The organism is Rhizobium sp. LEGMi-198b (assembly GCF_054114205.1).
Genome location: NZ_JBSYVH010000007.1, coordinates 96,249 through 119,862, shown reverse-complemented (window position 1 = coordinate 119,862; position 23,614 = coordinate 96,249). Strand labels below are relative to the sequence as shown.

Here is a 23,614-nt window from a genome sequence, read left to right as displayed (position 1 = left end):
CCGCCCGGTTGTTACCGCGGAGATTTTGCTTTGATGCGAGCGACAAGCTCTTTGTCGTCTACAAAGCTGTCGAGGAAGTCGCTCCATTTGTCGGGTGAGCGGCGGGCGTCTTTGAGGATCTGCTGCAGTTCGTCCATGCCGTCGTCGGTGAGCGCGGTCACGGATTCCTCGTCTCCGGTGTACACGGAGATGATGCTACCGTAGCTCAGATTATCATCGTTGGAGACGATTGCCTGAAGAAGCTCCGGGTCCTCTTCGAGAATTTCGGCAACAAATTTGATCGTAGGAACGTAGGTGATTGTCGCCATCAGGCTGCCTTTGCGTCGATTGCGGTCATTGCCGACCAGTTCTAGGGAAGCAATTCGTCTAATCGATTGATCTTATGATCGTGGATGCGATCGAGCACGTCAGCCAGATAGGCCCGTGGGTCAAAACCACAGAACGATCTTGAGGATGCGCCCCTTCTTCTTGAAGTCCGCCGTGCCTTCCTTCAGCGCGTCTTCGAACTCCTCATGCAGGATCTCGACGATGCGCGATAATTCGCGTTGCTTTCGCTCTGGCAGATGCTCAAGGCTTGATCTCATGGAACGCGAAAACCTTTCTGACAGCGCCTATTAAAACAAGTGGTTGCAGCTCGTCCAGCGTTGCTTGAGGAAACTGTCATTCCTCTCTCTTATAACGTTTCAAGTATCTCATTTATGGGGAGGTTTCGCCCCCAGCAGCGGGAAACTTATTGGGCTGATCTTTCTCCACAGGAATGCGCGGTCCGAACAAAGAGGGGAACATAGCGATGTTTTGCGCAACTGAACAGAGAAAAGTTTGGAGAGCATCGTTATGTGGAGAACCGGTCGGTCGACCTTGTTTCGGGCTTTCCGGGTCGAGGTAGAGCAGCCAGTCTCGATATATTCGCAGGGTGCGCTCTACACCAATCTTGGCGGGGATTACCGATACCGGGATGGAGGGGATTCAGACGGAACTGCCCGTAAATCCGAGGATATTAGAATCTTCCCGATGAGAATCTATTTCCCTCTTTGAGCAAGTTGCCTGAGCGCTTTCCAGTGCAGGTGGCGAAGGTGACACGATTCGGAACCCGTTCCTGCCCGCCGATTTTACCTCATATAAGGCACCGTCCGCTTTCGCAAATATATCCTTGGGCGATTGGCCAGGGACGGTTATTGCCGCGCCTACGGATTTTGTAATTTGGATGTTCTTCGTCGGCGTAGAGATCATCCAATTGATGCCCTCTACGATGCGAGTGGCGACCCTTAGCGAGATCTACAGCTGATGAACATGGATTTATGACCGCAAATTTATCCCCGCCGATGCGGGCGACCATGTCGGCGTCAGGTACCGCCTGCTAGAGCCTGCAGCCAGCCACCTTGAGACAGTCGTCCCCGGCCTGATGTCCCAAAGTGTCGTTTACGGACTTAAAGCCATCGAGATCCACCAAGAGCAGAGAGCGCGGCCTTTCACTGTCGCCTCCACATATCTCGTTAAAGAAAATTTCAAACCGTGTCCGAGATGTCAGCCCGGTGAGGGTATCGCGCTCTGCCAAGCGACGTAGCTGCTCGACCATTGTCTTTTCGGCAGTGACGTGCTGTTTCACCCCGAACATCCGTTTGGCGGAGCAATTCGCAAATTCCACGCAAGCGGTTAGGCGGCGATACAGTGCGTCTGACAACGTTGGAAATCCAATGGCATCCGATACGGCAAGCATAGAGGCGAGAACCTTCTCATGCACAATCTTCGCCACGTATCAGTCAGCGAGCGTCTGGCCCGTTTCATTTTTGACAAACATATTCGTAAAGGGCTATTTCCGGCAGATGTCGTTTCCGAACGCGATCCCAATCAATCCGCTCTATCGTATCCTGATATTTCTGCACGACTTGGGACTTAGCTTCATTCAAATGTGGCAACTCTTGCTCAGTGATATCAAGACATCTCAAAAACGTTTTGGCCGTCTCTCTGAATTTTTCCAATGTGCCAATATAACTAAAACTTTGCTCTATATTGTGAATCGCGAGCTCAGCGTCGTCGAGACTGATTTCGCCTAAGGGAATTTCGCCCTCATATAGACCCGCGATCATTCGAACTTGGAGGTTGTCGAATTCATCGGTCAATCCATTGTTAACGACTTCATCGACCGTGTAATCGACACCGCAAAGATTATAGGTGGGGCCGGAATTGCTAAGTATATGCATTAAATGGGAGCGAACCCGTGCCATCGGCTCGCGAACAACGGTCAGATGGTTTGCGCGGTTACCCAGATAACGACCAACCCCGAAAGACGTATGCCCCACTACAAGTTTAAGAGTTCTCCGCTGATGCAGCGGAAGCCTGATAAACTGCGGCACCGAAAGGCCAAATTGGGGATAGATGGACAGAAACCGGCTTTTCTCAAGGGAATTGTGAATTACGTTTACTACGCTGGTTCCCATGGTTTTTTGAATGTGCAAGTAGACATTGCATTCTGGGACTGAAACAGGGCCTACTTCAAATCCTTCATCTGAAGGAATTTCGACGCGTCCGTTGTTAAGTTTTTGCCCGTCGACGGTGAAAAAGCTGAATATCGATCCGAAATTTAGCAAGAAGGAAATTGGCACGTGAAAGCCGAATATTCCCTGCTCTCCGCAGACGTTGCATACATCTGGGCGATAGTGGGTTGGTTTCCACGGGATAATGTGCCCTGACTCAGCAACGATGTTGATCTCAGCAAGTGCCTTCGGGTCCCCGACCTTGCGAGCCCAGCCAATGATTTCTCCTCCTGAAATGCCGTCAACATATCCAACCGTTTGCACGAAATTTTGCCTTCTCGAAAAGTGAACGAAATAGCCTCTGATGCCTGGTGTAGCGCACAATTAGCTTTTGCACGAAGGCAACTGCATTGACTATGAGCGCCCATTCCAGCGGTGTAAAAGATGCCTCAGAGGACTGGCACCGCACTCCTTTCGAGTGTTGCCCGGTCAGCCATTCATAGGGACTCTAGACAACGTTCTCTCACGAAAAGACCTGTTTGAGATTGGAACCTCACAAATGCAGACTCTGATTGCGGTCTGTGCCGCAAGCATCTCAGTTATGTTCTAATCAGTCATAAGGTGCTTCCCACCGTCTTTTGGCGAGATCTCATCAAAACACGAAGCAGAAAATTCACCGGAGATTTGGCCTTTTTGATCTTGTTGGATCTGTAGACTGAAAGTACCTCCTCACCCAGGCGGTCAATGGGTGCGATTTTGGAGGCTGCTGCACGCCCCTCAGATAGTCCATGCACCAACCAGTGTTCGAAGCCGGTTTTGAAGCGTTTGGTTGCAATTGCTCTGGAAACATCTGGATTCTCGGCAAGATATCTTTGCTCGTCGAAGATCGTCGAGGACGGGATGATTCCGGCCATAAACAGAAGTTTTGCTAACTCCAGAATATAAGGCTTTTCGGCTCCATCCATGTCAACGCTCTTGCTGTAATAGGAGCGATCTACAACACCAGCGCCGACGTCGACAGCGCCCGACGACCCATTTCTCTTTAGACTCGCATTAGTTAAATATAGTGCGCGCCTCAGCAATGCTATCTCGTGGATCGCCTCGTCATATCGCTTTTGCAGTGGTTCCAAGTTCGAAGTCGGCATTACTATTTCTCAGCTCTCAAATTGCCCATGGCGCCAAACGCTAGGCCAAGCCTCGAACGCGATGGAATCATTGCGAAGGTTGGGGTTGTAATATGGATCTCTCGTTACGGTTGCTTCCCAATGCTTGAGAAACCGCTCCTTTTCAGCGGGGTCTTGCGACGTTCTGACGGCCGTCTGGCTTTCGAAGTGATACAGTTCACAAAACGGGTTGTATACGATCCGATAGCCGGCTTCCCGTACTCGTAGACAAAAGTCCGTATCATTGAAGTCGATCCTGAATTCCTCGTTGAAGCCGCCAACTTGCCGAATAATCGATTTCTTCGTGGCCATGCATGCGCCCGTAACCGCGCTGTAGTTTCGGATTGTCATTGGGTAGCCGTTATAACCAATAGAATCGCCAGGGTAGCCATGATAAAGGTGGGCTGCTGTCTCATTTACGCCCAGCGCGATGCCAGCATGCTGCAGGCGACCGTCTGGGTATAGGAGCTTGGCGCCAACAATACCGACCTCCGAACGATCTGCGTAGTCAACCAGATGCCACAGCCAGTCGCGTGAAATAATCTCCATATCATCGTTCAAAAGGACAACGATTTCGGTTCTCGCCTGATCGAAGGCGAAGTTGGCTTTGCTCGCAAAGTTAAACTGGCCCTCATAGCGATAATGCACTTCCCGATGGCCATGCTCCACTAGTAGTGTACGGACCTGCCCGTCCAGATGGCCGTTGCTTACCACGACAATTTCATAGTTCGGATAATCGGTGCGGTCGATTATGGAGGACACCAAGTGGCCAACGAGGTTGATCCTTCCTCGTCCTAATATGTCTTTGGTTGCATTATTCGTGGTAATCACCAAAGTCACTGGAGGTGCGATCCGACGTCCTCTTGTTACTCGAAATAGGCCAGTTAGTTTTCCGTCTTCCACCGACGCGCTTGGGCCGAATTTTTGTTTCGCGTACTCGGTCAAAGCTGCACGTGCATTAAGTAGTGCCGTCGGCTTGGCATCGACCTGCGCGGCGGCAGATCCTTCGAGCATCCGCCAATGGTACAGGACTTCTGGAACATGTACGACCTTATCTCCCGCAAGTGAGATTCTGAGCGCAAGATCATAATCCTGAGCCCCTGTATACCTTTCGCGATAGCCGCCAAGTTCAAGAAACCGAGATTTCCTTACAACAATCATGTGAAGTACATACATCGTAGATTCCAGATGCTCCGGCGACCAATCTGGTTTCATATAATGATCAACATACTCGCCCGTTGTCGAAATCTTGTCTTCATCGCAATAGAGCAGAGCCGCCTCAGGGTTGGCCTGTATCGCCTTTGCATAAGAAAGAAGCGCATTTGGAGAAATCGTGTCATCATTGTCGAGAAACGCCAGGTAAGAGCCTGTGGCGATTTCTGCGGCCGAATTGCTGCAGCGTGAAATGCCCACGTTCTGAGGCAAGCGCTTAATCCTGATTCGGTGATCAATTCCATGAAGTCGCTCCAAGGTATCAATCGTCTCAGGGAGCGTCGATGCGTCGTCACAAAGACACAACTCCCAATAGGGATAACGTTGGCTCATAACAGAGGCTACGCAGGCGTCTAAATATTGCCTTGAGATATTATAGACGGGGACGATAACGCTGATCAGTGGCCATCTGGAAGTCTCTGATATGGACGGCTCTCTGCAGGGCGATAATGAAAGGGGATGCCTCCAAACGTATTTTGCTTTCTTTTCTTGGTTGGTAAGTGGAGACCGTTCGTCACTTTTAGGCAGGCTCAATCGCTCTGCCATAAGCGCTGCGATCTTCTTTTCACTGAGATTTGTCTCGATATGTTTCCGTCCCATTGAGGCAATCTTCATCACCCGTGCGGATTCAGAACGAACTTCTCTCAGCTTGGAAACTAGACTATCGTGTTTGGGAGAGGCCCAAACATATCCGAGTGGATAAGGACCGGCTGGATCTGAAACTTCAACTAATTCATAATCCACAAGGAAGGAGTTGCGCTCGTTGCAAAATTCCAAGTTCCCTGAGTATCCGGTAACCACGACTGGCTTGCCGCGAACCATCATCTCGGCAATATTGAGCCCGAACCCCTCTGCGCGATGGGGAGAAACAAAGGCGTCGCAGACCTCTTTAAGTGAGTGATTTTCTCCGTCATCGAGAAGACTGTCGATAAGCACAATGTTGCCCCGATCCGCAGCCCTGCGGATATCAGTCAAGCGCTTGGTGGCATATCCGGTAGTATGACATTTCATTACTAGGACAACATCTGGGGCATTGCCAAACGCCGACGAAAACGCCTCGATGAGAGCTTCCGGATTCTTTCGATCCATTCCACTACTTGCGTCGAACGCATACAGAATGGCAAACGCATCATCGGGAATTCCAAAATGAGCTCTCCCAAAGTTCGCTTTGGTCTGGGGAGGGGAGACGACGTGCGGAACGGTGACAACCGGAAGCGATCGGGGCGCGAGGCACTTAATCGCATCTGCGGAAAACTGACTGGGCGACCAGATTTCATCAAAGGCCGCAAAGTTTGCAATCCATTCCGCATTGAACGCCGAGAGCTCCCATACCCAGATCCCGATGGAATAAGCGTCGTCAAGGATTTCGGGCGAAACCATTCGGAAAAAATTTTGGAGGGCGTCCGAATTTTGATGAATGATAACGATGTCCGCCTTTGCCGTCGGTCTCGCGATAGGCGGAAACTCCCTATCGGGGTATAAGGCGGCCGTGGTATCGATAATATCCGCCGAATTGCTGAGAGATCGCAGCGCTGAAGCATAACCTCGCGCTGCTTCTCCCAGACCACTTTTGGCTGACAGCGGACCGTAAAACGCGATGTGGGCGTCGGCTTTATTTGGATGCTGACGCGGAGGACGTCTTTTAGCGAAAGGGGAGAGTCCAGATCCAATGCGCCCCTCGACTCTTCCGTGAGTTAACCAATGTGTGTAAGCCGCTGAACTATTTCGCCCACCCAGCGCTTCGGCAATGTCGGGATTTGCATAGAGGTAGCCTTGATCATCGAAATTAAGCGCGCTAAGTGATCCATTGATTGATCGAAGTTCATCCGCAATCGAATCGAGACTATTTTCGCTCGAAAATCTTATGATGTTCTCGATATCCATTTGCAACCGATCCAAATTTCTTAAACGAACAGATAAATCATCACTCGCCATGCGGCGCTACCCGAGTCACCAAGCGCAACCCACGATTTAAATTGAGATTCGCAGAATGTTTAACCAAGGAGAAATGGGAGAGCAATACTCTCACGTCCATAAATTTGGCCCTGCAGCACACGTGCTAAGTGACGTATTTGTCACGAAATCCGAATCTCCACGAAGGCGCGATATTTCCATATCATCCTTTTGAATAGCGAGTGGACTACGGCAATCGAAAAATGAAAAATGGTGGAGCGCGGAGTTGAGGCAGAACGCAAATTGGCATTTCCACTTTTAATGCTCGTGCCTTGCGTTTCTCAGCTTTCTGGCAATCATGGGTATAATTGCTTTGAGAAAATTTGGGGACGATTTGTCGCTGCTATTTTGGGATACCTCAATGGAAAAACGCCGTGAGAAGAGGAGGTGTATGTCCTTTACGGAGCTCCTGGGGCAGAGACAAAATGTAATGAGTGCCGTGATCCTGCGCGATATGCGGAGCAGATTCTTCAATCACGGTCTCGGGTTCATTGTGCAATCTCTATGGCCGCTTGCTCATATGGTCGTCATTATATTCATTAACGCATATGCTGGGCGTGCAGCACCATATGGCGAAAGTCCGCTAATCTTTTTCGGGGTAGGGGTAATACCCACTTTGACATTCCTGTATATTTCAAGATTTATGTCGCTTTCGGTGCTTATGAATAGGAATATGCTAAGTTTTCCAGTCGTGAGAGTGGTAGATATACTATTCGGGAGAGCGCTTCTGGAAATAATGGCGGGATGTATAACTCTTGTTTTTTTGTGGGTCGTATTCACCGCATTGGGATTGAACCCCTATCCAGCAGACCCGGCCCAAGCCGTCCTGGCGTATTTGGCTACCATTCTTCTTGCAGTCGGAATTGGTACAATCGCTGGTGTTATCACGTCGTTTATTCCATTTTTTGCAACTGCATATGCCCTCATGAGTATAATCTTTTACATGTCATCAGGATGCCTTTTTGTTACTGTGGACCTTCCTGATCAGGCCGCAATTCCGCTATCATACAATCCTGTCGTCCAATGTGTTGAATGGATGCGTACCGCATATTTTGAGAACTACAGCGATCGGCTTGTAGATAAGGAATATTTACTGGGTTTTGGGATTGCGTCGCTCTTCGTAGGCCTTGTTGCCGAGAGATGTTCGCGAAGGATTCTAATGGACAGTTGAGCTGAAGACAAACAGACGTATCAGGGAGGTAAAGTGCAATTGAATATGGGCCATGCCAGTTGCTAATAGACACATTGCGGGCCCATGAAAATAGGCGGCCAAAGCGGCCCTGCGTTTATTATGACTTAAAGTGATTTCGTGGTCACGGCGTGGAAAATTCAACTTAATAGCTAGATATTTTATTTCGCAAAAATCGACTTCCATGCGGATCAAACAAAAAAGGCATTATTTTGGAAAATATTCCTTGATGATAAATGCCCACGTGTATTCGAAGGTTGCTTCTGTACTTCATCTCGATCAGAGAGTATTGCGCGCATTAGATAATATTGACCAAGCCTCGGTGGTTTTTCTGGTTTCTGCTGGCTCCTGAGCCGGACCGATATCGTCAACTGTGGCAAGCCGTTCGCTGCGTGCGTTGACAATCCCATTCAACAACGCCAAGTCTTGGCGTTTTCGACAGTGCCGTGAGTGCCGGTGTCGCGCTGTGCTTGAACCAGCAGCAGCGGATTGGGCGCTTGGGCTAGACGAAAGTGATATAATCAACCAAGCGTTTGACACTTTCCGCAAGTGGTGTGCTCACGCCTTGAATCACAAAGTCGGGCGACGTCGGCGCCTCATATGGGCTATTAACACCTGTCATATTCGGCAGCTTGCCCTCGCGCGCCTTCCGGTAGAGCCCCTTGGGATCGCGCTGTTCGCAGATATCGAGCGGAGTATCGACAAAAACTTCCAGAAAATTCTCAGGTCCGATCAGTTCGCGCGCCATCTCTCTTTCTCGGCGGAAAGGTGAAATGAAGGCGGTGAGCACGATGAGACCTGCGTCCATCATCAGCTTGGCCACTTCGGCAATTCGTCTGATATTCTCCACACGGTCCGCATCGGTAAAGCCCAAGTCCTTGTTGAGACCTTGCCTGATGTTGTCGCCATCCAGGATATATGTGCGCTTGCCTTGATTGTGCAGCTCTATTTCGAGGGCATTGGCGAGTGTCGATTTCCCGGAGCCAGATAAACCCGTGAACCAAATCACTTTGCCCCGATGCTCGTTTAAACGCTCGCGATCTTGCCGGGTGATCGAAAGCATCTGGCGGTGCACGTTCTGAGCGCGTCGAAGATTGTGGCGGATCATGCCGGCCGCCACGGTGGCGTTCCTCAGCCGGTCCACGAGAATGAAGGCGCCGAGCGTTTTCGAGGTTGAATAGCTGTCGAAAACAAGAGGGCGGCTCAGGGATACGTTGCAGACAGCTATGTCGTTGAGCACCAGGGTTCGGCCGGCGGTGTGGGCAAACGTATCGACATCGATATGATATTTAATGCTGGTGATCGATGCCGACGCCCATTGAGTAGCGAGCTTGATATCGTATTGACGGCCAATCAGACCGGCCTCTACGCTCATCCAGATCAGGGTCGCTTCGATGTGATCGGACATCTCCAAGGGCTTTTGCGCGTGAGACAGAACGTCGCCGCGGGAAACGTCGATCTCTCGATCGAGTCTGAATGTGACGGCTGCCCCTTCGTCGGCCCGCCTCGTGGTTCCATCCATCGTGACGATTTCAGCTACGCGCGCGACTTGACCTGAAGCCGTTACGCGTACTTCATCCCCAACCTCCAGCTTGCCCTCGACGATCGTGGCCGAGACACCTCGGAAATCCGCATTCGGTCTATTGATCCATTGCACCGGAATGACAAGCCGGTCGGAGGGCGCGTGCGTTATCTTGATGGTCTCCAAGAACTCCATCAAGGTCGGACCGAGATACCATGGGGTATGTGCGGCGCGCCGGACTATGTTGTCGCCGTGAAGAGCGCTAATCGGGATCTGGGTAATGCTCTCAAATCCAAGCGTGGCGCTGAAACTCGAGATTTCCTTGCATGTCTGATCGAATATTTGCTCGTCATATCCGACCGAATCTATCTTATTGATAGCGGCGACAACGTGCCGAACGCCCAGCAGCGAGGCGAGATAGGCATGTCGGCGTGTCTGTGTCAGAACACCCTTGCGAGCGTCGACGAGCAGGATTGCGACGTCGGCGGAAGACGCTGCGGTGGCCATGTTGCGCGTGTATTGCTCATGGCCGGGGCAATCGGCGAGGATGAACTTTCGCTTTGGCGTGGAAAAATAGCGGTAGGCGACATCTATGGTGATGCCTTGTTCGCGTTCGGCGGATAGGCCATCAACCAGCAATGCGAGATCGATTTCATCGCCCTGCGTGCCATAGCGTTTCGATTCAGCTTTCAGTGCCGCCAATTGGTCATCCAGCAAATGCTGCGATTCCCAAAGAAGACGGCCGATGAGGGTGCTCTTGCCGTCGTCTACGCTGCCGCATGTGATAAGGCGCAAAATATCCCGAGCCTGTTCCTGATACTGAAAACGCGCAAATACTTCTTTGGATGATAAGAGATCTTGGTTGCTCATCTGATCCAGGCTGCGCATCAGAAATAACCCTCTAGTTTCTTTTTTTCCATGCTCGCCGACGAACCGGTGTCGATCAGCCGGCCTTGTCGCTCGGACACGGGCGCCTGGATGAGTTCCGCAATTATTCCTTCAACAGTATCGGCCTCGGATTCGATGGCACCCGTCAGTGGATAACAACCCAACGTTCGAAAACGCACTTTGCGTCGAGTGATTTCCTCGCCGGGCAATAACTTCATGCGGTTGTCGTCAACGGCAAGGATCATACCGTCACGTAGAACGACTGGACGCTCCTTGGCGAAATACAACGGGACAACCGGAATATTCTCCTGGAAAATATACTGCCAAACGTCCAATTCCGTCCAATTGGAGAGCGGAAAGACTCGTATGCTTTCACCGGGGGCTTTGCGGGTATTGTAGAGATTCCAAAGTTCTGGCCGCTGATTTTTCGGGTCCCAATAATGATTGCGTGTGCGAAAGGAAAATACCCGCTCCTTAGATCGGGACTTCTCCTCATCGCGTCGGGCTCCCCCGAAAATCATATCAAATCGATGATGATCGAGTGCCTGCTTCAACCCCTCCGTTTTGGTAATGTTGGTGTGAAGCGCCGCGCCGTGGTCAAAGGGGTTTATGTCCTTTTCGATCGCTTCAGGATTGACGTGAACCACTAGATCCATTCCAGTTTGCTGCGAGATAAGATCGCGAAACCGGTACATGTCCTGGAATTTCCATCTTGTATCCACATGCAATAGGGGCAATGGCGGCTTAGCTGGAAAGAATGCCTTCCTGACAAGATGAAGCAGAACTGAGCTATCTTTGCCGATTGAATACAGAAGAACGGGCCTGTCAGCCTCGGCAACGGCTTCCCGAATTATTGTTATGCTTTCCGCCTCAAGCCGATTTATATGCATCCTTAATATCGCCTTTAGGGAGCTGCGATTAACAGCAACCTGCAGCTATCGCGCCCGCATTTTGCCAAAGATATTGGCTGAAAACTCTTCTTGAAACGGACGCGCCTTCCGCCCGGAATCCTCAGACTCGTGGTACCGAAGCGCGGCCAAGGGCAAACTGCACGTCCGTTTGCGATCTGGAAAACCGGATTACATCGTAGGGCAGGGCGTCTCATCCGTTGCATTCCTTGTTTTTCATGCAAAAAAGCCATTTGCTGCCCATCCTCAATACCACGGACCGTGCAGCATTATCTGGCCCGCCACTACCTGAACGCTTCCGAATTGACATGCCTCCCCAGAATCGCAAATTTCTAAACGTTTTCTGGAAGACTACTCAAATATTTGAAGTTGTGAATGCGAACGAGATCATTTTTTGTGTACCTACTGCTAACGGCGTTGGGCAATCCGTTAGACAGGAAACTTCTGCGCTGCGGCGGAGTAATTGCACGAGCCGCCGGCGCCAGTAGTCCGCCGATCATGGCCGCCTTGTTGTACGCTATCGCCGGCTCGTAATCGAGCAGACCGGGTGCCTGACGCCCGGAACATCTCTGGGGTCCACTCTTGATCATGGTCCAAAAATGAGCCTTGGGTGCTCACTTGAAGGCAATGGATTTCTTCTCTACCGAGAGCACTCGTAGTAGCTGTCGACTAGCGAGAACCGGATGTCTAAAATTGTTTTTGGGATGATAGCGGAAGCAGGTCCCTTGGAAGCACAGGCAACGTTGCTTTGTGAGAGCATCCGGCAATTTGCTGGCCGCTACAGCTCGTCTAGACTTGTCGTAGTTTCGCCCAGATCGGACCGGCGGCCTACTCAAACGACAGTAAGGTCACTGGAAGCACTTGGCGTTGAAATCCTATTTCTAGACATAAAGAGCGCCGTTCCCGAATATGGTACAAGCTTTAGAATACACGCCTCAGCATTTTTAGAGGCCAACTGCGGGGAAGAACGACTTGTTTTTCTTGACAGCGATATCATTTTTTGTGGCGAGCCTTCGCTCGACCTCGGCGATGCAGACGCCGCGGCAAGGCCAGTTGATCTTAAAGGCATGTGCACGACAGGGGCTGAGGATGTCCATGATGCATACTGGCAGCGCCTCTGTACGACGTGTTCCGTGGACTACGAAAAGATTCCGTATACGACGACGACAATAGATAAAGTGCGAGTGAAGGCTAATTATAATGGCGGCTTCGTTGTCGTTCGACCGTCCGCTTCAATATTTCAGCGAACCGAAGACTTTTTCATAAAATCAGTAAGAAGTAATATGAGGCCATTCGCTGACCGGGGACTAGCGATTCTGACCGGGCACGGGTTGGTGACGGGCGTTGGTGCGGAATATTGGGGAAGCTCCCAAGCATGTCTTTCTTTGGCGATTTGGGGGGCAGCCTCGAATGCAAGGAGTTGCCTAATTCACATAACTTGCCAATCCATATCGAGAGCTACCTATCGGATGAAATAGTGTCTGGAGTCGATCCGATTGCCATCCATTACCACCATACATTTCATCTTGATAATGCAAGCAACCCAGTCTTTCGTTTCAATCTTTCAAATGAAGTCTCAACTTGGCTTCAAAGGAGATTACCGATTTAACAGTCCCGAGCGTTTCAACGGCATGCTCTTTCTTTTGCCGGAGAACAGTCGGGCCAACGCGCTTTAAAGCATCGGCAAATGAGACGGCGAGCGGCATGCCAGCGATGCTGGTCGTGCCGGGCGCCCAATGCCCATGAACTCCCACCGCTTCACGTCGTCGGTAGTAGGCTTCGTTTGTGATCTCGAAGTCAACGGCAACGCCGACGCGGTGAGCTTAAAAGACGTCTCCGATGTTCGTCTTCACTCTGCCACTTGGCTGTCTGGCGAAACAACGATGGAACGACACTATGTACCATCGCCTGGCGCCTCTATGAGCCGATGGAGGCCGTAGCCGGGCGTGTAGCAGAAATACAAGCGATTGAGCTTTTCTGTCCTCACTCGACGAGCCGCCATCTTTTAAAGAGTGCCCAATAATGATCTCGTGTCCTTACACACCTAGCATTGACCCTTCTTGCAGAAATCCTGTACCAAGCAGTTCAATTTTTGAAAATTGGACTAGGATGTAAGTATAGCAGCTAAGCAATATTTAAAAGTGTGAAGCTGTAAGGGGAAACTAAAATAATCGTGACTGACGTTGTAATGGTGTTGGGAATGCATCGCAGTGGCACGAGTTCCGTGGCCGGCGTTCTGACGAGGCTTGGTTGCGCTGCGCCGAAAAACCTGATGCCCGCAAATCCCGGAAATGCGCGGGGCTACTTTGAATCCACAACGCTTATGGCGTTTCATGACGAGCTATTGTGCTCCGCTGGCTCATCTTGGAACGATTGGCGCCCATTTGATTCTAGTTGGTTTTCGTCGCCTGTGGCCACAACGTTCCGGCAACGTGCGAAAGAGTTGTTCGCCCAAGAGTTTGGTGATCGGGCGCTTCCAGTACTGAAGGATCCACGCGTGTGCCGGTTCGCGCCTTTTTGGTTCGATGTATTGAAGGAGTTAGGGGCCGCGCCACGCGTTGTTATGCCCCTACGCGCCCCAATGGAGGTGGCACATTCCTTGCATGCAATCCATTCGATGCCTTTACAACAGGGTTTGATTCTTTGGCTTCGTCATGTCCTGGATGCTGAATATAGTAGTCGTTCTACTGACCGGTCGATTTTCACGTGGAAAGAATTTCGAAACGATTGGCGTTCTGTTAGCAATCGTATTGCCTCTGAAACAGGCCTTTCTTGGCCTCGTCCTGCAGATATTTCTGCATACGAGGTCGATTCCTTCTTGGCTTCAGAACTTGTGCATTTCGACGCGCAAGGAAACGTTAGACTAGAATGGATATCACGAGCGTATAGTGCACTTGTGGAACTCAGTTGCCATCCAAATTCAAATTTGGCTCAGGCCGAACTTGATGACGTGCGCTTATTGCTAGATCAAGCAACTACGATATTTGGGCCCTTATTGGCCGACTATGAGATTGAGCTTGAAGGAGCGCGCGGCGAACTTGATGTACAGCGTCGGGAGCTAGAGACGTGGGTCGACCGCAACGCCATTTTGGAAGTCGCAACTGGCAAGACCATGTCCTTCGCGACAGTTGAACACGTCAGCGTATCGGAATCGAATGAAGGTGTCAGAGCAGAGCCTTATAGCGTCTCGGTGAATTTCTCCCAACGGAAGCGGGAAAAATTCCAGCTCAGCGAAGTGCTGTCAACTGTCTTGGCAAATCGCGATATACTTGCTGACCGCTGCGTCGGCTTAGAGGCCAAAATCGAGGAGGCAACACGTAATAGAGATGACCTGGCCGAAGCTTTGTCGGGCGTCCTAATAGAACGTGATAGCCTTGCAACGATCGTTCAGCGCATTGAATTTGAGAAGAACGAATTGTCATTTGCTCTTTCCCAAGCGTCGCAGGAGCTAGACCACGTTAAGGATCAATCGCTGGAAGCCGCAGCAGCTCTGCAAGCAAATCAAGCTGAAGCGATATTAAGAATACATCGCGAGTGTGCCGAAACTATTGAGGGGATCGAGCGCTATCATGAGGAAGTTCTTCGAACGGCTCGCATTGAACTGACTAATGCGGAGGCAGCATTCTATTGCTCTAAATTTGAGGCGGAACGTCCTGTCGCCGCACGTATTCTTCCTATTTCCTATTATCGGCGTAAGCTTGCTAAAATGGTACTGAATAGCGGGTTATTCGATACTGAATACTACCATTTGCGCTACCCAGATGCTATAGCGCGAGCGTCGAATCGATCGGCTCAGAAGGCACTTGCCGCGGCTTTGCATTATATTGAATTCGGTTCTTACCTTGGCTTTCAACCGAACGCGCTATTCGACAGCAGCTGGTATCTCGCCTATTATGATGACGTACGTCGAGCAGGGCGGAATCCACTTTGGCATTATATTCGCTACGGCTGGCGCGAGGGACGTGATCCTGGACCGGGCTTCAATACGGAGTATTACGTGACCGCCAATCCAGATGTTAAAGCATCCGGCATGAATCCGCTCCTTCACTACATCCGTTTTGGACGGGATGAAGGCCGTCAGCCGGTCTCTACAGCGTAGTTTCCCAACCGACCGAGCAGCAACTTGATAGCAGTGTGATGCGCCGCGCGGCGATCTGAGAATTTAAACCCGCAGTTACTAGTAGTTCCAGCGGGCAAGGGTCGCTGCAAGCGCCACTCAGTTTTCGATGGCGCACGTGCGGCGAATGTCATCAGCAAGGGCAGTCACGTTGCCCGTCATCAATGGTTGAATGATATGGAAGAACTGGCCCGAATATGGCATTAGGAACTCCAGCCTCAATCCCACTGCCTCGAACTGCCGTGCATCGTAAAGGCTACGTCCTCCGGGCGCATTGATGTAGCTGCGCCCTCCGAGTGCTCTCACGATATCCACGATCCGTGCCTGGCCGCGCAGAGACTGATCGATCGCTAATCCGGAACTGCGCATAATCGGCGTATGGATGCCGACCGCATCAGCTACCAGGCGAATGCCGGTCTCTAGGAAATCGATAACCTCCTTTAGCGGCCCATAGAGATGATGGCAGACAGCAGCGGCAACCGGCGGCTCAGCCGTACGGGGGACATGAAAAGATGACAACCTCCCATCCAGTTCTTCACGCGCTGCCTCATGCCATTGGAGGTCCCGGATCAATGTGTCACGCGATTGACGCTCTATAGGTAGTGTCAGCCAGCGGTGGGGAGTCATTTCGCAGCGGTGGACGCGACCGCGTCGCGGAAACTGCACATCATCATAAAGAATGAAAACGTCGCTCGCCGCCAGCAGACGGAAATATCCGGCATATGGATAGAGATAAGGTTGCATTACGGCAATGCGCACAGATCAGACACCTTGCTCATATGGAAGTGGTTCATCGAAGAACACGCCCGGCAGATCCAGTACATGCGACTGAAAAGCCTGCACGACGGGTGAGGCAAAGTCCGCTTTGCGAAAGGCTTCGAACGCATTCCGCTCGCACAAGAAGGTATGGCGATCGAAAACATTATTGCGCAGATAGTGCAGCACACGAATATCTGCCGCTTCGCCCAAGCCGTGTGCTAGCATTTCATCTGAATTGGGGCAGTTATATTCTGGCCTCAGTTCCATCACATCGACACCTGTCTCGATAATAGCCAGGGTCAAGGCAAGCTGCGCCGTGAAGAACACCGGTTGCGTACCTGCCAACTGCGCAATCAATTTTTGTGTGTGGTCGGCCATCAGCGGCCGGATGCTTTCGAACGCTGCGGCATTGAAAGCTACGAAGCCATAATTGAAATATGGGGGGCAACGGCCCGACTCCTCTGGAGGAGATATGGAATAGCGGCGCTCGAGCCGGGCATCCGAGAATCCAGATTCGACGAGTAGGGCCCGCCACTGCGCCTCGCTCGTCGACCAGTCAAGGAATGGCGGAAAATGCGCCTGCATAGCAGCCACCGTAGGCCGAGTAGCCCCTTTCAGTTTCTCCAACAGTTCATCTATCGGTCGCATCAGACAGGCGTCAGCGTCGATAAGGATGATCACATCGCTGCTGGCGGGGTTGGCGTAGCGGTCGAGACCGGACGAAAATTGGGCGTCCCCGACCGCGCGCGAGATTATCCGCCATTCGACCGGATAAGCTTGCGACCAAGTGTTTGCGGCAATCACGCTATCTCTGTTGGCGCCGTCACCGACGGAGACGCGAATAGGTGCTGCCGCGTACCCGTTCCCCAGCTTGGCCAACGACAGGGTCGCGAGCCTTACATTGGAAAAGAACGAGGGGCGAGGCAGAATGGGAATGCGAAACTCAAAAGTCATATTTCGGGCCTCGGCCGCGTCGCCCAACCAATCCCAGCGCGACCGAAATCGTTGCCATTATAGAGCATGATCTGAATGTTTTCATAGTTCTGGATGCAGGCATATGCCTGCATCCAGTCATCGAAATCGCCAGCAGCAGGCGGGTTGATGAAGCTTACAAATTCGGGAGTGCCCAACGCCACTCCATCGCGGCCCAAGGGTTGCGAAACGATGCGATAGGCCGCGTCGCCATTCTGACGAAATTCGGCACCGCGAAGGCTATACCACAGTCGCAGTTCTTCACCATCCTGTGTCACCCATGGCCGGCCAGCGGCACTGGCACCCATCCCGGCGCTCGACAACGCACGCCGTGAATATGGTTCCCATAGGCGGCCGTCAGAGGAACGGCAAGTGCGGATATCGTAAAGCGGTTCCTGTTGTGTTCCGTCCGTAGTCCAGCCGGTGCAACTGACGTACCACATGCGGTAGCCATCTTCGTACCGGCGGACACATGGCATGGAGACAAAAAAAGGATCAAATGGCCCGGTGGACCGCACAGGGCCATCGAATGCAGCGGTGAATGACAGTCCATCGTTACTAAGCGCCAGTCCGATGCTCAGATGAAAACGCACATCTGGCCGCAGGTGGACCCCGGTTGTGTATAAGTGAACCTCTCCGTCTATCTGTAGAGCGCATGCTGATCCGACCCCTGTGTGATCGTAGCTTCCAGGGGGCCCCGGCCGCAACAATGGGACGATATATTCCGCGAGGACGCGCATGTTGTCGCCCGGATCAACGTCGATGGCGACCGGAGATGCTCTATTCGCTGCATTGCGCGCGCTGAAATAAACACGCCATAAACGCGGTGCGATGGGCAGAACGCAGGGCGCTTGTGCATGGCTCATCCACCATGGATGACCGGCTTTAACGGACAGGAGCAACCCATGCCTTTCCCAGCCATTCGTCACAGGAATTTCATCTTCTTCAGGCGCGCGCTGGAATACGTCTCTGGGCTGTCGAAAGCATGGCGCACAACGCTCTGCGCTGGAAGGTTGCGGCGGATCATAGCGCGCGACTGAATATATGAGCTTGCACCTACGGACAAGGCATTGTCGATCCCCACTTGTCCGCCGATCAGGCAACCGGCGCCGATATGGACGCCGCTAGCGACGCCGACCTGGCTGGACAGAAAACAATAGTCATCGATCGTCGTGTGGTGACCGATATGACAGGCCGTCCAAAGCATACAACCGTCACCGATTCGCACGAACGGCTGAAGGATGCAGTTTTCCAGGATAAACGCGTTGTCTCCTATCGATTCAGCGAGATTCTGTACCGAGGGATGGATGAATGAGGCGAAACTATAGCCTCGCGCTCGCCCTTCAATGTGGCGTTCTCGGCGAAAATCGTTCAGCCTTTGATAGCTGAGCGGCCCTAGCAGTTTAACCTTGTCCGGCGGAAAACGTGCCTCTAAGTGCTCCCAGGCAACTACAGGCAAGCCGCAATGGTTATAGGTTGTCATATGGTCTTCGTCCAAGGTGAAACCTACAACCCGCCCCGGACCAAAGACGTCTATATAAACTTTTGCGACATCGGCGATCTGGCCTGTGCCGAAGATGACAATGTCCTGCAAGCGCCCCTCTATGCTATTGCTGATTTATAAACATAGACCGTATATTCACGCAGCCCGTAGTCCGCCCGGATTGTGTGATGTCGCGAAAGACTCATGGCGACTCGGGCGACGTCATTATAGGGAACATGAAACAGATCGTCACGTTCCCAATCGACATATTTGGACATCAGATTGAAGGCCATGCCTCGCTTCGCTGCGGCGAACACCTTGCCAAGGACAGCCATCATCGCATCAAAAAAGACGTTATACGGCACCTCACGTTTTTCCGTGAAAACGCCGTTCATGATCACGTAATCCGTCGACGGGATGACCGCGTCCGGGGCCATAACATCTACGCAGTCGAAGATAATGTCTGGAAACTTGTGCCGGCATAGATCGACGAAGATTGGCGAAATATCCAGGCCTCGATAGGCTGGACAGGGAGAATAGGTCTGCTGAAGATACTCAAGGAAGTGTCCCGCGCCGCACCCGAAATCGAGGAAGCCGCCGCCATCATATGCCACACCCGCCATCACCTTATATCTGACGCGCGCACTATCGGCATCGGGCCAGTCGACACCACGCGGTGTATCGCCGTATCGCCTGAAACAATTCTCATAATGCGCTGCGAGGAGGTGAAAAGGCGATACTGTTTCAGGCATGTCGGTTGTAACGGCAGTAATTGCAAACGCCGCCACCTTTCTCTAGAGAGACATAGCTCCGATGAGTATAGGTGGTCAATGCGATTCGTTGTTCTTGCCAATTTAACGGAAACATCTTGATGACGGTTCTCGAACCCTCGGCAATGCAGCATTCGGGGGTGGGAGATTGTGGGCTCCTTCCGCGGCTGTCGGTATGTCTCATCAATCCAAAATTCATGCCGTCTTATTGGGGTATGGACCATATCCTGCCGTACATGCCTGGGAACAAACGCAACTGGACTGTGACCGGCGCCTTGCCGACCCTCGCTGCTCTCGCGCCCAAACACTGTGATGTGACCTTGATCGATGAAAACGTGCAAGAAATCGACTTTGATGCTCTTGAACGTTTTGATATTGTGGGTGTCACCGGTATGATCGTGCAGAGGCAGCGCATGCATGAAATTCTGGACCGCCTCCGCAAGTCGTCGGCCACAATTATCGTAGGCGGCCCCTATTGTTCAGTTTCCGATGCCGAATTTGCCGATCTGAGTGACACGCGGTTTGTCGGAGAGGCCGAGGAAACCTGGCCCGCCTTCCTTACTGCTTATGCCCGCGGGGAACCGGTTGCACGCCGATATGAACAGTCCGGAAGGTCGGACATGGAGAAGCTTCCGCCGCCTCGCTATGACTTGCTGCAGACCGGGCGCTACATGGTGGCATCGCTTCAGTTCTCTCGAGGATGTCCGTTTCTCTGCGAGTTCTGCGACATCATCACCGTCTTCGGACGGCGGCCGCGCTTAAAGTCGCCGCAGCAAATGATCACTGAATTTGAAGTTGTCCGCGCCGCGGGTATGCGTCACTGTTTCCTAGTTGATGACAATTTTATTGGTAATAAGCAGAAGGCTAGGGAATTATTGCGGGCCGTCGTGGAATGGCAGGATCTGCATGGATATCCTCTCATCTTCAGCACGGAGGCAAGTATAAACCTCGCGGATGACGCCGAACTTCTTGATCTGATGGTAAGGGCAAACTTCCGCTCGGTGTTCATCGGCATCGAAACCCCGCGCGCCTCTTCGCTTGAAGAGACACGTAAGGTGCAAAACCTTCGTGGCGATACGATGCTCGACAAGTTGCAGCGTATCCGTGACGCGGGGTTGGTTATCAAGGCTGGGTTTATCGTAGGCTTCGACAGCGATGACAAAACCATCTTCGAGGAGCAGTTCGACTTTATACAGAGGAGTGGCATAGCCCAGGCGATGGTCGCCATATTGAGCCCCATTCCCACGACGCCGTTGTACGACCGGCTGAAGGCCGAGGGACGGTTGGACCTCAACCACACTGATGTTGCTTTTCACCCCAAGCAGATGACGCGCGAGATTCTGAAGGCAGGCTACGACGATCTACTGCGACGGCTTTACGACCCGGACGCCTATTTTAGCCGTCTGTTGGAGGGTTATGGCGGGTCGCCCGCTTTCCGCGCGGCACGAAAGGCCATGGATGTACGCATTGGCCGCAAACCGACCCTTGCCGCACGACTTTCTGAAATAGCTGGGGGTGCTGTCATGGTTTTGAAGCTTATGCGATCCCTCATCGGATCAAGTAGCCTACGCAGTGTTGGTGGCGCCTATCTGCGGCAATGGCGGCGCAATCGTCGCGACAATGGCGCCGAGGCCATTCCGTTTCCCACCTTTGTTGTTCTCTGCTGCGAGCATTGGCATTTTATGACGATCTCCCGCAGCGACCGCAAAACCGACTTCGGTATTGTGAGCACCGCGCCGTTGGCATCGGGGGACGATCGGAGCGAAAATTACCTACCTCGTCAGGCGAGGCCTGCCGCATGATCGGCGAAAGCCTGGTTCTTTCCACTCTATTTTGGCAGGTTCACTCGGCGTCGTTTGAAATTCCCGTGATGCGCCCCTGCTTGCCGTCATCCGATCGGTTGCTTCCGTATCTTCGCCTGATCGACGACAATCGCGTCTATAGCAACGGTGGATCTTTGACCCGCACATTCGAGGAGCGGCTGCGGACGCATTTCAATGTTGAAGCGGTGACACTGTGCGCCAACGCCACAATCGGCCTTGCCTTAACGATCGTAGCTCAGTCGCCGCCTATTGGCAGCCTCTGCATGGTGCCGTCCTGGACGTTCGCCGCGAGCGCCCACGCCATATATCTGGCCGGGCTTGTGCCGTGGATCGTTGATGTAAACGCTGAAAGTCAGCAACTCACAGCGGATATGGCCCGAGATTTTCTGCGCGAAGCGCCCGGACAGGTGGGCGCCGTAATGCCCGTCATGCCGTTCGGCGCTCCGGCTGATATGCTCAGCTGGGACGTGTTCAGGGACGAAACCGGACTGGCAGTGGTCATAGATGCCGCCGCGGCCTTCGATACGGTGCGGCCGGCCGAAACGCCCTGCGTTGTTAGCCTGCACGCCACAAAAGTGCTGGGAATAGGGGAAGGGGCTTTCATTGCCTGCAGCGACCGCCATCTGATCGAACGTATTGTACAGCGCGGAAATTTCGGTTTCCACAACACTCGCGAGTCGATTGTGCCGGCTGTGAACGCAAAACTGAGCGAATACAGCGCTGCGGTCGGTCTGGCTGGGCTGGACCTATGGCAATCATCGCGAGATGGATACCTGAACGTGGCGAAGGAGTATCGCCGACAATTGGACAGGTCGGTTCACATGGCACCCGGCCAGGGTGAAGCATGGGCGACATCGACGGTAGTTGTACGTTTGACTCATAGTGAACGCGGACTCGTGTCCGTAATCGAGGGCTTGCATGCTGATGGCATTGGCACACGCTGCTGGTGGGGTGGTGGTCTACATCGTCATGCTGCCTTCACAGAGTGTCCGCGTACGGATCTGACGGTTACCAACACCCTGGCCGGTAGTTCGTTTGGGTTGCCATGCTGGCCCGACCTGTCGGCGTTGAAGATTGAGAGAATCTGTGCGTCGCTCAAAAGGCTGATAGTCGCTGTGCCATAATCCTCGTGCAGTGTCGGCCAAAGATCGCGCCGACCGAGCCCGAGAATACTCAAGCGCATTGACCTGCGTGGATCGCGCCATGGATCTGGGAAACGGCGGTTTTAGGCAATCCACGACACAGAACACTTGATCAAAGAGCTTGAGCTATGTTGAACACTTTCTATATTATGTTCAACGAAGGAGGCGGCAATGGTCGTTCGTGCTATTATGGAGCCTAAAGAGGCGGAAGAGATCGCTCACAAGCGAAATAAGTTGGTCCTTGATGAGGCACGAGCCAATGGCCTGCTCGGGAACGCGAAGAACACCCGATTATCCGGCCGGGTCCCTTCTGAACTAGTTGAGGCAGCTAAACAACGGGCACATATAAGTTCCGACACCGAACTACTCGAGCTCGCATTGTCACGCCTTGCGCTTGAGGATGATTTTGGCGCGAAGCTTGTGCGTCGCAAAGGGTCTGTGTCGTCGGATATTGATCTTGGCCTTTGACCTGCGAGCTGCCCTCCGCTCAATCAAGCCGGAGAAACAGGCAGACGGTCTTAGTCGAAGAGACGATAGCCTTCTCACGTGGGCGGAAAAGGAGCCGTCCATCGCTGGACCCATCCTTTTGGACACGAGCGTCTATCTCGATGTGCTTCAAGGCAAGTCACCCGAGGCGGTCGATCGATTGTTGACCTACCGGCTATGCTACCATTCAGCGGTTTGTCTCTCGGAGCTTACCCATGTTTTCGGCCGCCTGGACCCAGCCCATCATGCTACAAAATCAGTCCTTAAGACCGTCGATGAAGTGATCAACGATATACCTTCTCATAGGTTGCATGCTCCAGATATCCATGCCTGGGGCTCTGCAGGTATTCTTGCGGGGCTCTCGGCTCGCCTTTCCAATATGCCCCGCAACGCTGGGCACGAGCGTCGATTTTTGAACGACGCCCTAGTTCTACTTCAGGCACAAAATCTGGGTGCGTCGGTTCTTACAGGGAACATAAAGGACTTTGATTATCTCACGCAGATACTACCGCTTGCAAAAGTGATTTGCTATCGCACAGCTTCATTTGCTGAAACTTGACTTGCTCGTCCGGTGCGCACCGATGGCAAGCTTGGCAACTTCGAACCAGCGAGTATCTGCGCTTCAGACTTCAGGAGACTACGGCGAAATAGCCCTATTCAAATCTTTCCCTTCTCCGAAGTCCCTCCGACGACGATTTTGTCTAAAATTCGATGCCGTCAGCAAAGCATACGCCATTTCACGAAAAACGAGTT

Annotated in this window: 19 protein-coding genes and 2 pseudogenes; 6 read left to right on the top strand and 15 right to left on the bottom strand. The window is 52.4% G+C overall.

Annotated elements, in window-relative coordinates; all coding sequences use genetic code 11:
• Positions 1-11: 11 nt before the first annotated feature.
• The 8 genes and pseudogenes from ACXHXG_RS24260 to ACXHXG_RS24225 all read right to left on the bottom strand — a co-directional run bounded on the left by ACXHXG_RS24260 (position 12) and on the right by ACXHXG_RS24225 (position 6,784).
• Positions 12-308: a hypothetical protein gene (locus ACXHXG_RS24260; RefSeq protein ID WP_457900984.1), complete on the bottom strand. Its 297-nt coding sequence runs from the start codon at positions 306-308 to the stop codon at positions 12-14.
• A gap of 41 nt (positions 309-349) precedes the next feature.
• A pseudogene (locus ACXHXG_RS24255) lies at positions 350-436 on the bottom strand (transposase domain-containing protein); the annotation flags it as partial.
• Positions 435-584: pseudogene (locus tag ACXHXG_RS24250) on the bottom strand (nucleotidyltransferase); the annotation flags it as partial. The pseudogenes ACXHXG_RS24250 and ACXHXG_RS24255, both read right to left, overlap by 2 nt.
• A 382-nt stretch (positions 585-966) precedes the next feature.
• Positions 967-1,230 carry a hypothetical protein gene (locus ACXHXG_RS24245; RefSeq protein WP_457900983.1) on the bottom strand — a complete coding sequence of 88 codons (264 nt, stop codon included), beginning with the start codon at positions 1,228-1,230 and terminating at the stop codon, positions 967-969.
• A gap of 127 nt (positions 1,231-1,357) precedes the next feature.
• A complete protein-coding gene (locus tag ACXHXG_RS24240) occupies positions 1,358-1,576 on the bottom strand; it encodes a GGDEF domain-containing protein (protein ID WP_457901161.1) in 219 nt (72 codons plus the stop codon).
• Between the two features lie 205 nt (positions 1,577-1,781).
• Entirely contained in the window at positions 1,782-2,798 is a 1,017-nt protein-coding gene (locus tag ACXHXG_RS24235) for a sulfotransferase family protein (RefSeq protein WP_457900982.1), read from the bottom strand.
• Positions 2,799-3,088: 290 nt separating this feature from the next.
• Positions 3,089-3,439 (bottom strand): hypothetical protein, encoded by a 351-nt coding sequence (locus tag ACXHXG_RS24230; protein ID WP_457900981.1) that lies wholly within the window; start codon positions 3,437-3,439, stop codon positions 3,089-3,091.
• A 189-nt stretch (positions 3,440-3,628) separates the two neighbouring features.
• Positions 3,629-6,784, bottom strand: coding sequence for a glycosyltransferase (locus ACXHXG_RS24225; protein ID WP_457900980.1), 3,156 nt, complete (start codon positions 6,782-6,784; stop codon positions 3,629-3,631).
• A gap of 379 nt (positions 6,785-7,163) precedes the next feature.
• On the opposite strand from ACXHXG_RS24225, the gene ACXHXG_RS24220 reads away from it, so the two are divergent.
• Positions 7,164-7,973 (top strand): ABC transporter permease, encoded by an 810-nt coding sequence (locus tag ACXHXG_RS24220; RefSeq protein WP_457900979.1) that lies wholly within the window; start codon positions 7,164-7,166, stop codon positions 7,971-7,973.
• A 520-nt stretch (positions 7,974-8,493) separates the two neighbouring features.
• Here ACXHXG_RS24220 and cysN read toward each other — a convergent pair.
• Positions 8,494-10,401: a sulfate adenylyltransferase subunit CysN gene (gene cysN / locus ACXHXG_RS24215; protein ID WP_457900978.1), complete on the bottom strand. Its 1,908-nt coding sequence runs from the start codon at positions 10,399-10,401 to the stop codon at positions 8,494-8,496.
• Positions 10,401-11,291: a sulfate adenylyltransferase subunit CysD gene (gene cysD / locus ACXHXG_RS24210; RefSeq protein WP_457900977.1), complete on the bottom strand. Its 891-nt coding sequence runs from the start codon at positions 11,289-11,291 to the stop codon at positions 10,401-10,403. Before cysD ends, cysN begins: the two co-directional genes overlap by 1 nt.
• Positions 11,292-13,482: 2,191 nt before the next feature.
• Here cysD and ACXHXG_RS24205 point away from each other — a divergent pair.
• Positions 13,483-15,408: a sulfotransferase family protein gene (locus ACXHXG_RS24205; protein WP_457900976.1), complete on the top strand. Its 1,926-nt coding sequence runs from the start codon at positions 13,483-13,485 to the stop codon at positions 15,406-15,408.
• A 117-nt stretch (positions 15,409-15,525) separates the two neighbouring features.
• On the opposite strand, the gene ACXHXG_RS24200 is transcribed toward ACXHXG_RS24205, so the two are convergent.
• The 5 genes from ACXHXG_RS24200 to ACXHXG_RS24180 form a co-directional block, all read right to left on the bottom strand.
• Complete coding sequence (locus ACXHXG_RS24200) at positions 15,526-16,185, bottom strand: WbqC family protein (RefSeq protein ID WP_457900975.1); 660 nt, start codon at positions 16,183-16,185, stop codon at positions 15,526-15,528.
• A gap of 3 nt (positions 16,186-16,188) precedes the next feature.
• Complete coding sequence (locus ACXHXG_RS24195; RefSeq protein ID WP_457900974.1) at positions 16,189-17,139, bottom strand: hypothetical protein; 951 nt, start codon at positions 17,137-17,139, stop codon at positions 16,189-16,191.
• On the bottom strand, positions 17,136-17,465 hold the full coding sequence (locus ACXHXG_RS24190; RefSeq protein WP_457900973.1) for a hypothetical protein: 330 nt from the start codon (positions 17,463-17,465) through the stop codon (positions 17,136-17,138). Before ACXHXG_RS24190 ends, ACXHXG_RS24195 begins: the two co-directional genes overlap by 4 nt.
• Positions 17,466-18,082: 617 nt before the next feature.
• Positions 18,083-18,751: an acetyltransferase gene (locus ACXHXG_RS24185; RefSeq protein WP_457900972.1), complete on the bottom strand. Its 669-nt coding sequence runs from the start codon at positions 18,749-18,751 to the stop codon at positions 18,083-18,085.
• Positions 18,752-18,759: 8 nt separating this feature from the next.
• The gene (locus tag ACXHXG_RS24180; protein WP_457900971.1) at positions 18,760-19,428 is read right to left on the bottom strand and encodes a class I SAM-dependent methyltransferase; all 669 of its coding nucleotides are present in this window, start codon (positions 19,426-19,428) and stop codon (positions 18,760-18,762) included.
• 83 nt (positions 19,429-19,511) lie between these two features.
• On the opposite strand from ACXHXG_RS24180, the gene ACXHXG_RS24175 reads away from it, so the two are divergent.
• The 4 genes from ACXHXG_RS24175 (at position 19,512) to ACXHXG_RS24160 (ending at position 23,420) form a co-directional block, all read left to right on the top strand.
• Positions 19,512-21,212, top strand: coding sequence for a B12-binding domain-containing radical SAM protein (locus ACXHXG_RS24175; protein WP_457900970.1), 1,701 nt, complete (start codon positions 19,512-19,514; stop codon positions 21,210-21,212).
• On the top strand, positions 21,209-22,357 hold the full coding sequence (locus ACXHXG_RS24170) for a DegT/DnrJ/EryC1/StrS family aminotransferase (RefSeq protein ID WP_457900969.1): 1,149 nt from the start codon (positions 21,209-21,211) through the stop codon (positions 22,355-22,357). The genes ACXHXG_RS24175 and ACXHXG_RS24170 overlap by 4 nt, the downstream gene beginning before the upstream one ends.
• A 189-nt stretch (positions 22,358-22,546) precedes the next feature.
• Positions 22,547-22,843, top strand: a complete 297-nt coding sequence (locus ACXHXG_RS24165; protein ID WP_457900968.1) for a hypothetical protein — start codon at positions 22,547-22,549, stop codon at positions 22,841-22,843.
• Positions 22,833-23,420 carry a type II toxin-antitoxin system VapC family toxin gene (locus ACXHXG_RS24160; RefSeq protein WP_457900967.1) on the top strand — a complete coding sequence of 196 codons (588 nt, stop codon included), beginning with the start codon at positions 22,833-22,835 and terminating at the stop codon, positions 23,418-23,420. The genes ACXHXG_RS24165 and ACXHXG_RS24160 overlap by 11 nt, the downstream gene beginning before the upstream one ends.
• Positions 23,421-23,614: the final 194 nt, after the last annotated feature.

Coding starts and splice junctions, on each gene's coding strand:
- ACXHXG_RS24225 (WP_457900980.1), bottom strand. CDS start 6,784: ATGGCGAGTGATGATTTATCTGTTCGTTTAAGAAATTTGGATCGGTTG.
- ACXHXG_RS24175 (WP_457900970.1), top strand. CDS start 19,512: ATGACGGTTCTCGAACCCTCGGCAATGCAGCATTCGGGGGTGGGAGAT.
- cysN (WP_457900978.1), bottom strand. CDS start 10,401: ATGCGCAGCCTGGATCAGATGAGCAACCAAGATCTCTTATCATCCAAA.
- ACXHXG_RS24190 (WP_457900973.1), bottom strand. CDS start 17,465: ATGGGTGCCAGTGCCGCTGGCCGGCCATGGGTGACACAGGATGGTGAA.
- ACXHXG_RS24230 (WP_457900981.1), bottom strand. CDS start 3,439: ATGGATGGAGCCGAAAAGCCTTATATTCTGGAGTTAGCAAAACTTCTG.
- ACXHXG_RS24170 (WP_457900969.1), top strand. CDS start 21,209: ATGATCGGCGAAAGCCTGGTTCTTTCCACTCTATTTTGGCAGGTTCAC.
- cysD (WP_457900977.1), bottom strand. CDS start 11,291: ATGCATATAAATCGGCTTGAGGCGGAAAGCATAACAATAATTCGGGAA.
- ACXHXG_RS24220 (WP_457900979.1), top strand. CDS start 7,164: ATGGAAAAACGCCGTGAGAAGAGGAGGTGTATGTCCTTTACGGAGCTC.
- ACXHXG_RS24260 (WP_457900984.1), bottom strand. CDS start 308: ATGGCGACAATCACCTACGTTCCTACGATCAAATTTGTTGCCGAAATT.
- ACXHXG_RS24165 (WP_457900968.1), top strand. CDS start 22,547: ATGGTCGTTCGTGCTATTATGGAGCCTAAAGAGGCGGAAGAGATCGCT.
- ACXHXG_RS24245 (WP_457900983.1), bottom strand. CDS start 1,230: ATGATCTCTACGCCGACGAAGAACATCCAAATTACAAAATCCGTAGGC.
- ACXHXG_RS24240 (WP_457901161.1), bottom strand. CDS start 1,576: ATGGTCGAGCAGCTACGTCGCTTGGCAGAGCGCGATACCCTCACCGGG.
- ACXHXG_RS24195 (WP_457900974.1), bottom strand. CDS start 17,139: ATGACTTTTGAGTTTCGCATTCCCATTCTGCCTCGCCCCTCGTTCTTT.